The 12,856-nt window shown below is 68.8% G+C and carries 11 protein-coding genes; 7 read left to right on the top strand and 4 right to left on the bottom strand.

The annotated features are described in order from the left end of the window. Nucleotides 1–25 precede the first annotated feature (25 nt). From K307_RS19045 to K307_RS19035, 3 genes are all read right to left on the bottom strand, one after another. Nucleotides 26–406 carry a hypothetical protein gene (locus K307_RS19045; RefSeq protein WP_042880427.1) on the bottom strand — a complete coding sequence of 127 codons (381 nt, stop codon included), beginning with the start codon at nucleotides 404–406 and terminating at the stop codon, nucleotides 26–28. Nucleotides 407–585: 179 nt separating this feature from the next. Continuing rightward, nucleotides 586–828, bottom strand: a complete 243-nt coding sequence (locus tag K307_RS19040; protein WP_155301175.1) for a hypothetical protein — start codon at nucleotides 826–828, stop codon at nucleotides 586–588. Between the two features lie 549 nt (nucleotides 829–1,377). Then, nucleotides 1,378–1,578, bottom strand: coding sequence for a hypothetical protein (locus K307_RS19035; protein ID WP_230625757.1), 201 nt, complete (start codon nucleotides 1,576–1,578; stop codon nucleotides 1,378–1,380). A gap of 104 nt (nucleotides 1,579–1,682) precedes the next feature. Here K307_RS19035 and K307_RS19030 point away from each other — a divergent pair, with 104 nt between their 5' ends. The 4 genes from K307_RS19030 to K307_RS19015 all read left to right on the top strand — a co-directional run bounded on the left by K307_RS19030 (nucleotide 1,683) and on the right by K307_RS19015 (nucleotide 7,536). Then, entirely contained in the window at nucleotides 1,683–2,738 is a 1,056-nt protein-coding gene (locus K307_RS19030; protein ID WP_042880422.1) for a YihY/virulence factor BrkB family protein, read from the top strand. Nucleotides 2,739–2,949: 211 nt separating this feature from the next. Next, the gene (locus K307_RS19025) at nucleotides 2,950–4,551 is read left to right on the top strand and encodes a peptide chain release factor 3 (protein WP_042880420.1); all 1,602 of its coding nucleotides are present in this window, start codon (nucleotides 2,950–2,952) and stop codon (nucleotides 4,549–4,551) included. A gap of 261 nt (nucleotides 4,552–4,812) precedes the next feature. Beyond that, a complete protein-coding gene (locus K307_RS19020) occupies nucleotides 4,813–6,060 on the top strand; it encodes an MFS transporter (protein ID WP_042880418.1) in 1,248 nt (415 codons plus the stop codon). Nucleotides 6,061–6,600: 540 nt separating this feature from the next. Then, the gene (locus tag K307_RS19015) at nucleotides 6,601–7,536 is read left to right on the top strand and encodes a mechanosensitive ion channel family protein (protein WP_042880416.1); all 936 of its coding nucleotides are present in this window, start codon (nucleotides 6,601–6,603) and stop codon (nucleotides 7,534–7,536) included. A 10-nt stretch (nucleotides 7,537–7,546) separates the two neighbouring features. Here K307_RS19015 and edd read toward each other — a convergent pair whose 3' ends face one another. Next, a complete protein-coding gene (gene edd / locus K307_RS19010; protein WP_051974966.1) occupies nucleotides 7,547–9,445 on the bottom strand; it encodes a phosphogluconate dehydratase in 1,899 nt (632 codons plus the stop codon). Between the two features lie 195 nt (nucleotides 9,446–9,640). Between edd and zwf the strand changes: the two genes are divergently transcribed. The 3 genes from zwf to glk are packed head-to-tail and all read left to right on the top strand — an operon-like array spanning nucleotide 9,641 to nucleotide 12,854. Continuing rightward, nucleotides 9,641–11,098, top strand: a complete 1,458-nt coding sequence (zwf, locus tag K307_RS19005; protein ID WP_042880414.1) for a glucose-6-phosphate dehydrogenase — start codon at nucleotides 9,641–9,643, stop codon at nucleotides 11,096–11,098. A gap of 46 nt (nucleotides 11,099–11,144) precedes the next feature. Further along, nucleotides 11,145–11,825 carry a 6-phosphogluconolactonase gene (gene pgl / locus K307_RS19000; protein WP_042880412.1) on the top strand — a complete coding sequence of 227 codons (681 nt, stop codon included), beginning with the start codon at nucleotides 11,145–11,147 and terminating at the stop codon, nucleotides 11,823–11,825. Nucleotides 11,826–11,840: 15 nt separating this feature from the next. Next, nucleotides 11,841–12,854, top strand: a complete 1,014-nt coding sequence (gene glk / locus K307_RS18995) for a glucokinase (protein WP_042880409.1) — start codon at nucleotides 11,841–11,843, stop codon at nucleotides 12,852–12,854. Nucleotides 12,855–12,856: the final 2 nt, after the last annotated feature.

Raw genomic sequence — 12,856 nt, 5'->3', positions numbered from 1 at the left:
CGCTGGCACGTCAGCGCACAGCCTGTCAGCGCACAGTCTTGTGGGGCCGCCCGGCCCCGGCGGCGCCGTCCGCATCCGCGGGGGCGGCAGCGAGGTTCATGCTGATCTTGCCGCGCGGATGGCGCGGCGCTTCGTTTTCGTCTTGCTGGCGCCACGGCACCGCGTCGCGGCGGTCCAGGATGTCGCGCGCCTGGCGGCCGTCCTGCGGCGCCGGCGCGGCCGGGGCATCGGGACGCATGAGCAACTCGCCCCATGCCCAGCCCCAGCCGCGCACATAGATATCGTTGCTGACCGCGGCATGGCTGTTGGCGCTGGCTTCGTCGGGTCGATCGAACCAGGCGTAGCTCGCGGCGACTGCGCTGCCCGAGCAGACGGCCAGCGCGGCGGCAAGGATTCCGGCTTTCATGGACTGCGCCTCCCTGTGGAAAAAAAGTGCCCGCCGGGGGACGGAGCACAAATCCGTGCAGGTACGCTGGCTCGCGAGCCTGCAATGATCCTGTTTGCGGCACCGGGGCACTGAGGCCGTGACGCACCGCCATACGCCCGCGCCCTGTGGCGCCCGAACACGCGGTTGCGCGGGTGCCGTCAGGCGCGCCGCTTGCCCGCATGGCGCCGGCAGGCGGCGCGTGCGAACCCCGCGCGCTTCGCCGTGCCGATGCCCTTGCCAACGCTGAGCGCCGCGCACGGCACGGCGGGCGTGGCTGGCGGCGCGTGCACGCGCGGATAGGGCAGCAGCGGCGGCGAAAGCAGGTCCGTCACCGATGGCGGCGGGCCCGCCAGCCGGTATGAGCGCCGGCGCGCCGTCATGCGTGATGGCGGATGACGCATGGCTGGTTTGTCTCCTGCGTACAAAGTCCGGACGATGGTCACTGACGCGTTACCGCGTCCCTTGCGGATACTGAGCGACAAGTGTGCCAATGGCCGCAGAGCCTTGTGCCACGCGGCTTTGCGGGAGCTGGCCGAATCGCTGCGGGGCACGCTCGCCCGCTGGCGGACCAATCGGTTTCGCCGCTGTAACGCGTGCGCAAAGCGCCCCAGCGCGCGGTGGCCGCAACCGTGCAGCGCATGCTGCCCGTGGCGCGCGCCGGGTGCGGGATAGCGCGCCCCGGCATCCGCGCCGGGGCGACATTGCACCCCGTTGCACGTTTGAAACTTGCGTTACATCAGCCTTGCACTTGCGTAACGGCGTGGACAACGGCGGGCGCGGGCAAAGGCGCTGGCCACACGTCGGCAACGGCGCCCGCCCCCGCGCGCCCGCATGACGGCGTCGGCAACGGCAAGGCTTTCCTCCAACTCACGGGCTTCAGTGAGCCCGGATCAGCGCGTGCGTGCCGGCCCGCGAGCCACGCAGAAACGGGTACGCCCGCGCGGGCGCGTTCAGCGGGCCGGACCCGATGCCGGGGGCAAGCTGGACGAGTTCGGGTTGGCGGGCGTGGCGGCTGTGCCCGCGGCAGGGCGGTCGGACGCCGTCCCGGAAATGGGCTTGGGGCCCGGCTGGCTGCGTTCGCAGCCGGCGCAGCCCAGCACGCCGATGATCAGGAGTGCGGCCACCGGGCGGGCGGAGAGAATCGGGGTCACGTGTGCCTCCATGCGCCGGCGCGCGGGCAACGGATGCGCCGGCAGGTGTGCCTGGTCTTACTGTAGCAGGTCGCCCCCGGCGCGCCGGTTGGGCAAAGCCCGCAATGCGCAGTATCATGAACGCAGACGCCCCCCGACATGCGGCGGCAGACGCCCCTGGCATGCGGCCGCGGGCAAGCGCACAGGCCGTGACCGACAAGACCGAGCACCCGTCCCCTCCTTCCGCCGGCAGCGGGACCCCGCAGCCCCGGCCCAACCGCCCGCTCTGGCTGCCGGACCGCCATACCGGCGCGCGCACCCTGCGCGTGGTCATCGCGGCCGTCAGCTCATGGTTCGACCATCGCGCGGCCAGCAAGGGCGCGGCGCTCTCGTTCTACATGCTGTTCTCGCTGGCGCCCATCCTGGTGCTGGTGATTTCCATCGCTGGCCTGTTCTTCGGCGCGGAAGCCGCGCGCGGCGAGATCTTTTCGCAGATCCAGGGCCTGGTGGGCGAGCAGGGCGCCGCCGCGATCCAGGAGATCCTGGCGGCCACGCACCGCGCCGGCGGCAGCGGCGCGGCCGCGCTGATCGCGATGGGCATCCTGATCGTTGGCGCCACCAGCGCCTTTGTGGAGCTCAAGAGCAGCCTGGACGACATCTGGCATGTACCGGTGCCCAAGACCGCCGGCTGGCGCCAACTGCTGCGCGCGCGGCTGCTGTCGTTCAGCCTGGTGCTGGTGCTGGCCTTCATGCTGTTGGTGTCGCTGATCGTCAATGCGGCGCTGGCCGTGGTCGAGCGCATCTGGGGCCAGCTATGGACCCAGTCGTGGTTCGCGCCGGTCGCGGACGTGATCTCGACCGCCTTTTCCTTTGCCGTGGTGACGACGCTGTTCGCGGTGATTTTCAAGATGCTGCCCAACGCGCGCATCGCCTGGCGCGACGTCACCATGGGCGCGGTCATCACCGCGCTGCTGTTCTCGATGGGCAAGCGTCTGATCGGCATCTACCTGGGCAACAGCGCCGTGGCCTCTTCCTACGGGGCCGCGGGCTCGTTGGTGGCGCTGATGCTGTGGGTGTATTACTCGGCGCAGATCTTCTTCTTTGGCGCCGAGCTGACGCGCCAGTACGCGCTGCAGTTCGGCAGCCTGCGCGGCAAGCCGGCGGAAAAGCTGGCGGAGTGATCGGAGAGGTAAGCGGAGAAGTAAGCGGCTGAATCAGAAGCATCGCCGGCCGATTCAGCCCGCGCCACCGCGCGAACCGGTAAAATAGCGCCCCATTCATTCCCTCGCGTGCCCGCAGGGCCCGGCCCACCGCCCCCCGTTGGCGCTGCCGGACCTGGTTCCGGCCACCCGCCGGGCCCCATCCAATATTTCCCAGTCAAACTCCGCTGCCGTGAGCTCGCTCGTTTCTGAAATTGCGCGTCGTCGCACCTTTGCCATCATCTCCCACCCCGACGCGGGCAAGACGACCCTGACCGAAAAGCTGCTGTGGTTCGGCGGCGCCATCCAGGTCGCGGGCGAAGTGCGCGCGCGCAAGGCCGACCGCCACGCCACCTCCGACTGGATGGAACTGGAAAAGCAGCGCGGCATCTCGGTCACGTCGTCGGTGATGCAGTTTCCGTACCGTCGCGAGACCAAGGCGGGCAACGCGCAGGAGAACATCGTCAACCTGCTCGACACCCCGGGCCACGAGGACTTCTCCGAAGACACCTACCGCACGCTGACCGCGGTCGACTCCGCGGTGATGGTGATCGACTCGGTCAACGGCGTGGAAGCGCAGACCATCAAGCTGCTCAACGTCTGCCGCCTGCGTGACACGCCCATCCTCACCTTTATCAACAAGCTCGACCGCGAGGGCCGCTCGCCGATCGAGCTGCTCGATGAAATCGAGGACGTGCTGCAGATCCAGTGCGCGCCGATGACCTGGCCGATCGGCATGGGCAAGGCCTTCCGCGGCGTGTACCACCTGATCGACGACAAGGTACAGCTGTTCGACCCGCACGGCGACAAGGGCACTGCGGCGATCCTGGACGGCCTGGACAATCCCGAGCTCGACCGCATCCTGGGCAGCCAGGCCGAAGAGCTGCGCATCGAGATCGAGCTGGTGCGCGGCGCCTCGCACACGTTCGACAAGGAAGCGTTCCTCAACGGCAGGCAGACGCCGGTGTACTTCGGCTCGGCGATCAACAACTTCGGCGTGCAGTCGCTGCTTGACGCGCTGTGCGAGCTGTCGCCGCCGCCGCTGGCACGCGACACTGAATCGCGCGTGGTCGAGCCGCAGGAAAACAAGTTCACCGGCTTCGTCTTCAAGATCCAGGCCAACATGGACCCGCGCCACCGCGACCGCATCGCCTTCGTGCGGGTATGCTCGGGCCGCTTCGAGCGCGGCATGAAGCTGCTGCACGTGTCGGCCGGCAAGACCGTGGCGATCAACAACGCCATCACCTTCATGGCGCAGGACCGCAACACCACCGAGGAAGCGTACGCCGGCGACATCATCGGCGTGCCCAACCACGGCACCATCCGCCTGGGCGATGTCTTCAGCGAGGGCGAGCCGCTCAAGTTCACCGGCATCCCCTCGTTCGCACCCGAATTCTTCCGCCGCGCGCGCCTGAACAACCCGCTCAAGGTCAAGCAGCTGCAGAAGGGTTTGCAGCAGCTGGCGGAAGAAGGCGCCACGCAGATGTTCCGCCCGCTCGCCTCGAACGACCTGGTGCTGGGCGCGGTCGGCATCCTGCAGTTCGATGTGGTGGCGCACCGGCTGGAGCATGAGTACGGCGTCGATGCCATCTTCGAATCGCATGAATGCGCCACCGCGCGCTGGCTCAAGGGCGATGCGGCGGAGATCGAGAAGCTGATTGCCAAGGCCGGGCACAACGTTGCGCTGGATGGCGCGGGCGACCACGTCTACCTGGCGCCCAGCATGGTCAACCTGCGGCTGACGCAGGAGCGTTTCCCGAACCTGCAGTTCTTGGAGACGCGCGAGATCGTGTAATCGCGCACAGCATCTGAAAGGCAAAACGGCTCGCAATTGCGGGCCGTTTTGCCAGAGGAGAGGCGTAATGCCGACATCTACGGTCGGCATTTGCCCAATCAAGGTGTGCGATTGTCGGCATCTGTATGCAGCAATTCAGCAGGCGCTTTAGAATCTTGCCTTTGTGCGCCGCACGCACCCAGCCGCTGGCCCCGACGGCCCGGCCGGTGTCCCGGCGGATCGTGACGCACAGCAATCTCCCCGCACCTCGCTCCTGCCTCCATGTCTTCCCCTGCCACCGTCCCGGCCGCCGAGCCGGACAGCGTCTTCGGCGACGCCGTTTTTCGCCGCTACTGGTTCGCACGCCTGTGTACCACCATCGGCTACCAGATCTTTACGGTGGCGGTGGGCTGGCAGATGTATGACCTGACGCGCGACCCGCTGATGCTCGGCATGGTTGGCCTAGTGCAGTTCCTGCCCTCGGTGGTGCTGATCCTGATGTCGGGCCACGTGGCCGACCGCTTCGACCGGCGCCGCATCGTGCGTACCTGCCAGTCGATCGAGGCGCTGCTGGCCGCGGGCATGGCGGTGGCGAGCCTGACCGGCTGGATCGACAGCCACCATATCTTTCTCTTTGTCGCGCTGATCGGCGCCACGCGCGCGTTCGAGAACCCAACGCTGCAGGCGCTGCTGCCCAGCGTGGTGACGCCGCGCCAGTTGCCGCGCGCGGTGGCGCTGGCGAGTTCGGCCGGACAGACCGCCATCATCATCGGCCCGGCCATCGGCGGCTTTGCCTATGTGGCGGGGCCGGGCGTGGTCTACGCGCTGAGCGCGACGCTGTTCACCATCGCCGCCGTGCTGGTCAGCGGTATCCGGCTGCGCCAGGCGGCGCAGCGCCTGACCGCACCGGTCAGCGTGCGCACGGTCTTTGCCGGTTTTGCCTATATCCGCAGCCGGCCGGTGCTGCTCGGCGCGATCTCGCTGGACCTGTTCGCCGTGCTGCTGGGCGGCGCCGCGGCGCTGCTGCCGATCTATGCGCGCGACATCCTGCACACCGGCCCGTGGGGCCTGGGCCTGCTGCGCTCCTCACCCGCGATCGGCGCGCTGGCGATGGCGTTGTGGCTGGCGCGACATCCGCTGAACCGGCGCGCCGGACGCACCATGTTTGGCGCGGTGGCGGTGTTTGGCGTGGCCACCGTGGTGTTCGGTGTGTCGACCTGGCTGCCGTTGTCGATGGCGGCGCTGGTGGTGCTGGGTGCCTCCGACATGATCAGCGTGGTGGTGCGCTCCACGCTGGTCCAGCTCGATACCCCGGACGACATGCGCGGACGCGTCGGCGCCGTCAATTCGGTGTTCATCGGCGCGTCAAACCAGCTGGGCGAGTTCGAGTCCGGCGTCACCGCGGCACTGTTCGGCCCGGTGGGCGCGGTGATCCTGGGCGGTGTCGGCACGCTGCTGGTGGTGGCGGCGTGGATGCGGCTGTTCCCGGCGCTGGCCTCGCGCGACAAGCTGCACGACCATCCGGCCTGAAGCCCGTTGTCGAGCGCGGCGGACGCCAAGCGTACCCGTTTCTGCGTGCGGGTCCGAGGTGCCGCCGGCCCGGTAATCCGAGGTCCGCCCGCCAACTTTCGTCGCTGAAAGTTGCTCGCGTCGCCCGCTGGCTGGCCAGCAGCACGCTGTCCCCCACACATCCTGGCGGTCCATCGCCATCACAGCGACCGGACACACCGTACCCAGTGCTTCCTCGCAACGTTTGACGCAACTCGCTGATCCGGCCCAGCCCTTACCCAGTAAGGCCTGGCGGGTCCGGCATTGGCGCGGCCTCGCTTCGGCCGGAAACCAATACCCGCTTTGCTTGTCACCTACTCTGTGGTGCGCGCCCCGTCTTTGTCGATGATCGTCTGACAACATGTATTCAACGTACATCAATTTGTCAAATCAGACGCCGATCGCTATTTGGCCGGACGCGACACCGAATCCCGTCGCAGCACGCAGAAACGGGTACGCCGCGCAGACTGCGGCAACGCCACCAGATCCGATCACAACCTGGACTACAACGGAGCCGCTCCCATGGACCTCAACTTCATCGACGCCGACAAGCTGGAGGCGGGCTGGACCTACTTTGTCCACTTCGCCATCAACCAGGGCATGAACTGCCTGGCAGCCCTCCTGATCCTGATCGCCGGCTGGTGGTTGTCAGGCCGCGTGGCGGGGGCCACGCGGCGCGCCCTCAGCGGCACCCACGTGGATGCGACGATGCGCCCGCTGCTGGCCAATGCGCTGCAGTGGATGGTGCGCGTGCTGACCATCGTGCTGGTGCTGTCGCAGTTCGGCGTGCAGACCGCCAGCATCATCGCCATGCTGGGCGCCGCGGGCCTTGCCATCGGGCTGGCGCTGCAGGGCACGCTGCAAAACATCGCCGCGGGCATCATGCTGGTGCTGCTGCGGCCGTTTCGCGTGGGGCAGTACATCGATGCGCAGGGCGTGGCCGGCACCGTGCGCGAGACCGGCCTCTTCATGACCGAGCTGACCACCTTCGACGGCGTCTGCCTGCGCGTGCCCAACGGCAAGCTGTGGGGTAGCGCGATCACCAACTACAGCGAGAACGCCACGCGCCGCGCCGACATCGAGGCCACCGTGAACTTCGACAGCGACGTGCAGCGCGGCCTGGAAGCCTTGCGCGAGATGCTGGCGCGTGAGGCGCGCCTGCTGGACGAGCCCGTGCCGGAGACCATGGTGGTCAACTACACGCAGCAGGGCATTACGCTGAACGTGCGCTACTGGACTTCGAACGATGATTACTGGGACGTGCGCTTCGCCTTCTACGAGCGCATCAAGCAAGTGCTGGAAGGCGCCGGCTGCAAGCTGGCCGTGCCGATCCAGGAACTGCACGTGCCGGGCGCGTCAGCCGTGCCCGGCGCGGTGAAGGTGAGCGAGGGCGCGCCCGCCCCCGCCGCGCCGCGGCCGGCCGGTGGCCAGCGGCAGCCGGCGCACAACCTGGGTTGAGCGCGGGCGTTCAGGCCGCGTGCGTTGCGCGGCCGCGCGCGCCCGCATGGCCATGCCGGGTCTGGTCGCCCTCGTGGCTTTCCCCCCCTTCATCCGAAAACAGCGTGCAGGCCCCGCTCTCCGCGGTGCTGACATGGCAGCGGAAGGTCGCGAACAGGTCGCGCCCCACACCGTGCCGGTTGGCGCTGAGATCGGGACGGGCCGCTTCGCGTGCCTGCCATTCGTCGGCGGGCACCAGCACCTCGAGCACGCCCGCAGGCGCATCCACGCGCACCACGTCGCCGGTGCGCACGCGCCCGATGGCGCCGCCGCGCAACGCCTCGGGGCAGACGTGGATCGCCGCCGGTACCTTGCCCGACGCGCCCGACATGCGCCCGTCGGTGACCAGCGCCACATGGAAGCCGCGGTCCTGCAGCACCGTCAGCGTCGGGGTGAGCTTGTGCAGCTCCGGCATGCCGCACGAGGCCGGGCCCTGCCACGGCAGCACCGCAACGAAGTCGCGCTCAAGCTCGCCGCGCTTGAACGCGTGCAGCACGTCGTCCTGGTGCTCGAACACGATCGCCGGCGCCTGCACCACCTGGTGTTCTGGCTTGACCGCCGAGGTCTTGATCACCGCGCGGCCCAGCTTGCCGTCCAGCACCTTGATGCCGCCGTCCGGCGCAAAGGGCTTGTCGGCGGTGGATACGATGCTGTCGTCGAGCGGCGCCGCCGGGCCGTCGATCCACGTGAGCGTGCCGTCGCGCAGCACCGGCTCGCGCGTGTAGTCCTGCAGCCCGTGGCCGAAGATGGTGGTCACGTCATCGTGCAGCAGGCCCAGCGACAGCAGCCCGCGGATCACCACCGGCAACCCGCCCGCGGCCTGGAACTGGTTCACGTCGGCCTTGCCGTTCGGGTACACGCGCGCCAGCAATGGGACCACGGCGGAAAGCTCGTCGAAGTCGTCCCAGCTCAGCACGATGCCAGCCACGCGCGCCATCGCGATCAGGTGCAGCGTGTGGTTGGTCGAGCCACCGGTCGCCAGCAGCCCGACAATGCCGTTGACGAAGGCGCGCTCGTCCAGCACGTCAGCCACCGGCGTGTAGCGCTCGCCGCCATGCACCAGCTTCAGCGCCTGGCGCGCGGCCTCGCGCGTGAGCGCCTCGCGCAGCGGCGTGTTGGGATTGACGAAGGCCGTGCCCGGCAGGTGCAGCCCCATCATTTCCATCAGCATCTGGTTGGAATTGGCGGTGCCGTAGAAGGTGCAGGTGCCGGGGCCGTGATAGGAGCGGGTCTCGGCCTCGAGCAGTTCCTGGCGGCCGATCTTGCCTTCCGCGTAGAGCTGGCGGATGCGCGCTTTCTCGTCGTTGCCGATGCCGGTGGTCATCGGCCCGCCCGGCACGAACACCGCCGGCAGGTGGCCGAACGACAGCGCGCCCATCACCAGCCCGGGCACGATCTTGTCGCAGACGCCCAGGTACAGCGCGGCATCGAACATCTGGTGCGACAACGCCACCGCCGCCGCCAGCGCGATCACATCGCGCGAGAACAGCGACAGGTCCATGCCGTCCTGGCCCTGCGTGACGCCGTCGCACATCGCCGGCGTGCCGCCCGCGAACTGCGCGGTGCCGCCGGCTTCGAGCGCGGCTTCCTTGATCCATTGCGGGTAGGCCGCCAGCGGCTGGTGCGCCGACAGCATGTCGTTATAGGCCGAGACGATCGCCAGGTTGGGCCGCTCGTCGGCCTTCAGGCGGATCTTGGCGGCGTCCGGCATCGCGGCCACCGCATGGGCAAGGTTGGTACAAGAGAGCTGCGCGCGTTCGACCTTCTGCCCGGCCATGGCGCGGGTGCGGTCGAGATAAGCCTGGCGCGAGGCGGCGCTGCGGGAGACGATGCGGGCGGTGACCCGCTCGAGCACTGGATGACGTGGCATGGGGTTCTCCTGCGGGGGAGCCTTCAGCCTAGCTCACTTTGCCGCGCACTGCACGGGGCACGCAGAAATGGGTACGCTTCCTCGCCAAGCCGGGGCGACTCACGTAAACTGGCCGCAACACGGCCTTGCATGGCCTCGATGGGCCTGCCATGGCCTCAATGGCTGTAACAATGAATCAAGGAGCTCAGCGTGAGCATGCCTGACTTCGACATGGTGCTGTTCGGCGGCACCGGCGACCTGGCGCGGCGCAAGCTGCTGCCTTCCCTGTTCGATGCGCACCACGCGGGCCTGCTGCATCCGGCCGCGCGCATCCTCGCCACCGGCAGCCAGCCGCAGTCGACCGCGGACTACCTCGCCTCGCTGGAAGAGACCGTGCGGCCCGCGCTGGCGCATGCGCCGCCTGAGTCATGGGACAAGTTCTGCGCGCGCATCGTCTACGTGCAGGCCGACGCACGCGTGCCCGGGCATTTCGAGGCGCTGGCGGAGCAGGTGCTGTCGCGCAAGCCCGAAGTGGTGGTGTGCTATCTCGCCACCGCGCCGCACCTGTTCGTGCCGATCTGCGAGCAGCTGGCGCGCACCGGCCTCAATACCCTGCAAGCGCCCAACGTACGCATCGTGCTGGAAAAGCCGCTGGGCCACGACCTCGAATCGAACGAGGCGATCAACTCGGCGGTGGCGAAGTTCTTCGCCGAAGAGCAGATCTACCGCATCGACCACTACCTCGGCAAGGAATCGGTGCAGAACCTGATGGCGATTCGCTTCGGCAATGCGCTGTTCGAGCCGCTGTGGCGGCGCGAGTGGGTGCAGGACGTGCAGATCACCATCGCCGAAGAACTCGGCGTGGAAACGCGCGGCGATTTCTATGACCGCACCGGCGCGCTGCGCGACATGGTGCAGAACCACCTGCTGCAGCTGCTGTGCATGGTGGCGATGGAGCCGCCCGCGAGCCTCTCAGAAGATGCCATCCGCGACGAGAAGATCAAGATCCTGAAGGCGCTCAGGCCGATCACGCCGCAAGACGTGGCCGAGAAGACCGTGCGTGGCCAGTACCGCGCGGGCGCCATCGGCGGCAAGCCGGTGCCGGGCTACGTGGAAGAAGAGGGCATCGCGCCCGACAGCCGCACCGAGACCTTTGTCGCGATCAAGGCCGAGATCGCCAACTGGCGCTGGGAAGGCGTGCCGTTCTACCTGCGCACCGGCAAGCGCATGCAGGCGCGCGTGGCCGAGATCGTGATCCATTTCCGCGACGTGCCGCACGCGATATTTCCGCGGCCACTGACGCTGTCGCCGCAGAACCGGCTGGTGATCCAGCTGCAGCCCGAGGAAAGCATCCGCCTGTACTGTCTGGTCAAGCAGCCCGGGGACACGCTGGAGCTGACGCCGACCTCGCTCGACCTGGACTTTGCCAACTCGTTCAAGGTGCGGCGCGCCGGCGCCTACGAACGCCTGCTGCTGGACGTGATCCGCGGCCGGCTGGGTCTGTTCGTGCGCCGCGACGAGCAGGTGCAGGCATGGCGCTGGGTCGAGCCCATCATCGACACCTGGGAAGCGAGCACCGTCCCGCCTAAGCCCTATACGGCCGGCACCTGGGGCCCGGCGGCGTCGTCGGCGCTGATGTCGCGCGACGGCGGGCTGTGGCACGAGGAGGCGTGAGCGATGCCACGCCGTAGCGCCCGCCAGATTTGCAAAGGAAACCATCATGCGCCTGTTTGAACATCCCACGCCAATGGACCAGGCCGAGGCGCTGGCCATCTCAATCAGCAATGCGCTGGAACTTGCCATCCGCGTGAACGGGTGGGCGGTGCTGGCGGTCTCGGGCGGACGCTCGCCGGTGGCGATGTTCGAGCGCCTGCGCTACCGGCCGGTGCGCTGGGAAGCGGTGACGGTCACGCTGGTCGACGAGCGCGTGGTGCCGCCGGACCATCCCGACAGCAACGCCGCGCTGGTGCGCGCGCACCTGCTGCGCGAAGCCGCCGCCAGCGCCGCCTTCGTGCCGCTGATTGCCGATGCGCAGGATGCCGCCGAGCCCGGGCAGGCAGTCGCGCGCGCCAACCGCGCCTTCCGCCAGCCCGACGTGGTCGTGTTGGGCATGGGCGAGGACGGCCACACCGCCTCGCTGTTCCCGGATGCGCCCGAACTGGAGAGCGCGTTGAGCGATCCCACGCCGGGCTATGTGATCACCCATCCGGCGGCCGCGCCGCACGCGCGCATCACGCTGAACCTGGCCGCGCTGCTGGCGGCGGAGCGCGCGTTCCTGGCGGTCAGCGGCGCCACCAAGGCCGAGGTGCTCGAACGCGCGCTGCAGGGTCCGACACCCGAGTTGCCGGTCAGCCTGGTGGTGTCGCGGCACCGGCACGGGTTTGACGTGTTCAAGGCCTGATCCGAGGTGACGCCAATGGCCGCTACTGCTTCCACCCCGTCTTCCGCTACCTTCCCGCGCCTGCTTGGCGATATTGGCGGTACCAACGTGCGCTTCGCGCTGGAAACGGCGTCGATGCAGATCGGCCCCGTCACCGCGCTGAAGGTGGCCGACTTCACTTCGCTGCAAGCGGCACTGCGCCAGTATCTCGACGGGCTCGCCGCGACCGGCCAGCCGGTGCCGCAGCACGCGGCGATCGGCCTGGCCAATCCGGTGACCGGCGACCAGGTCCGGCTGACCAACCACAACTGGGCCTTCTCGATCGACGGCATGCGGCGCGCGCTGGGGCTGCAGACGCTGGTGGCGATCAACGACTTCACCGCGCTGGCGCTGGCCCTGCCGCATCTTCCCGCCGACGGGCTGGCGCAGGTGCGCGCCGGCACGGCGGCGCCCACCACGCCGCTGGCGTTGCTGGGGCCGGGCACCGGGCTGGGCGTGTCGGGACTCGTGCCCGCGCCGGGCGGGCAGGCGGTGGCGCTGGCTGGCGAGGGTGGCCACATCGAACTGATGCCGGACACCGACGACGAATGGGTGGCCTGGCGCGCGGTCCACCGCAGCGTGGGCCGCGTCTCGGCGGAGCGGCTTTTATCGGGCAGCGGACTGTCGCATATCCATGCCGCACTGGCCGCAGAAACGGGTACGCTTTTGCTTGCACCGCTGCAGCCGGACCAGGTCACCGCCGGCGCTTTCGAGCGCAATGACCCGCTGTGCCAGCGCACCATGGCCGTGTTCTTCGGGCTGCTCGGCTCGGTCGCGGCCGATATTGCGCTGGTGCTGGGCGCGCGCGGCGGCGTCTACCTCGGCGGCGGCATCCTGCCGCGCTTCGTGCCGGCGCTGCAGGCCTCCTCGTTTGCCGAGCGCTTTGTCGCCAAGGGGCGCATGCGCGGGTGGCTGGAAGCCGTGCCGGTCCACGTCATCACCGCGCGCCATCCTGCGCTGGCCGGCCTTTCGCGCGCGCTGGACGAGCGGCTCAGCGCCGGGACAAGCTAGCC

Source organism: Cupriavidus necator A5-1, from assembly GCF_000744095.1.
GTDB classification, from domain to species: Bacteria; Pseudomonadota; Gammaproteobacteria; order Burkholderiales; family Burkholderiaceae; genus Cupriavidus; species Cupriavidus necator_A.
This window is presented reverse-complemented; position numbering and strand designations above follow the sequence as displayed.

Excerpts from the sequence above, each read along its gene's own strand:
- zwf (WP_042880414.1), top strand. The coding sequence starts at position 9,641 with ATGCCTGACTTCGACATGGTGCTGTTCGGCGGCACCGGCGACCTGGCG.
- K307_RS19040 (WP_155301175.1), bottom strand. The coding sequence starts at position 828 with ATGCGTCATCCGCCATCACGCATGACGGCGCGCCGGCGCTCATACCGG.
- pgl (WP_042880412.1), top strand. The coding sequence starts at position 11,145 with ATGCGCCTGTTTGAACATCCCACGCCAATGGACCAGGCCGAGGCGCTG.
- glk (WP_042880409.1), top strand. The coding sequence starts at position 11,841 with ATGGCCGCTACTGCTTCCACCCCGTCTTCCGCTACCTTCCCGCGCCTG.
- edd (WP_051974966.1), bottom strand. The coding sequence starts at position 9,445 with ATGCCACGTCATCCAGTGCTCGAGCGGGTCACCGCCCGCATCGTCTCC.
- K307_RS19015 (WP_042880416.1), top strand. The coding sequence starts at position 6,601 with ATGGACCTCAACTTCATCGACGCCGACAAGCTGGAGGCGGGCTGGACC.
- K307_RS19045 (WP_042880427.1), bottom strand. The coding sequence starts at position 406 with ATGAAAGCCGGAATCCTTGCCGCCGCGCTGGCCGTCTGCTCGGGCAGC.
- K307_RS19030 (WP_042880422.1), top strand. The coding sequence starts at position 1,683 with ATGCGCAGTATCATGAACGCAGACGCCCCCCGACATGCGGCGGCAGAC.
- K307_RS19020 (WP_042880418.1), top strand. The coding sequence starts at position 4,813 with ATGTCTTCCCCTGCCACCGTCCCGGCCGCCGAGCCGGACAGCGTCTTC.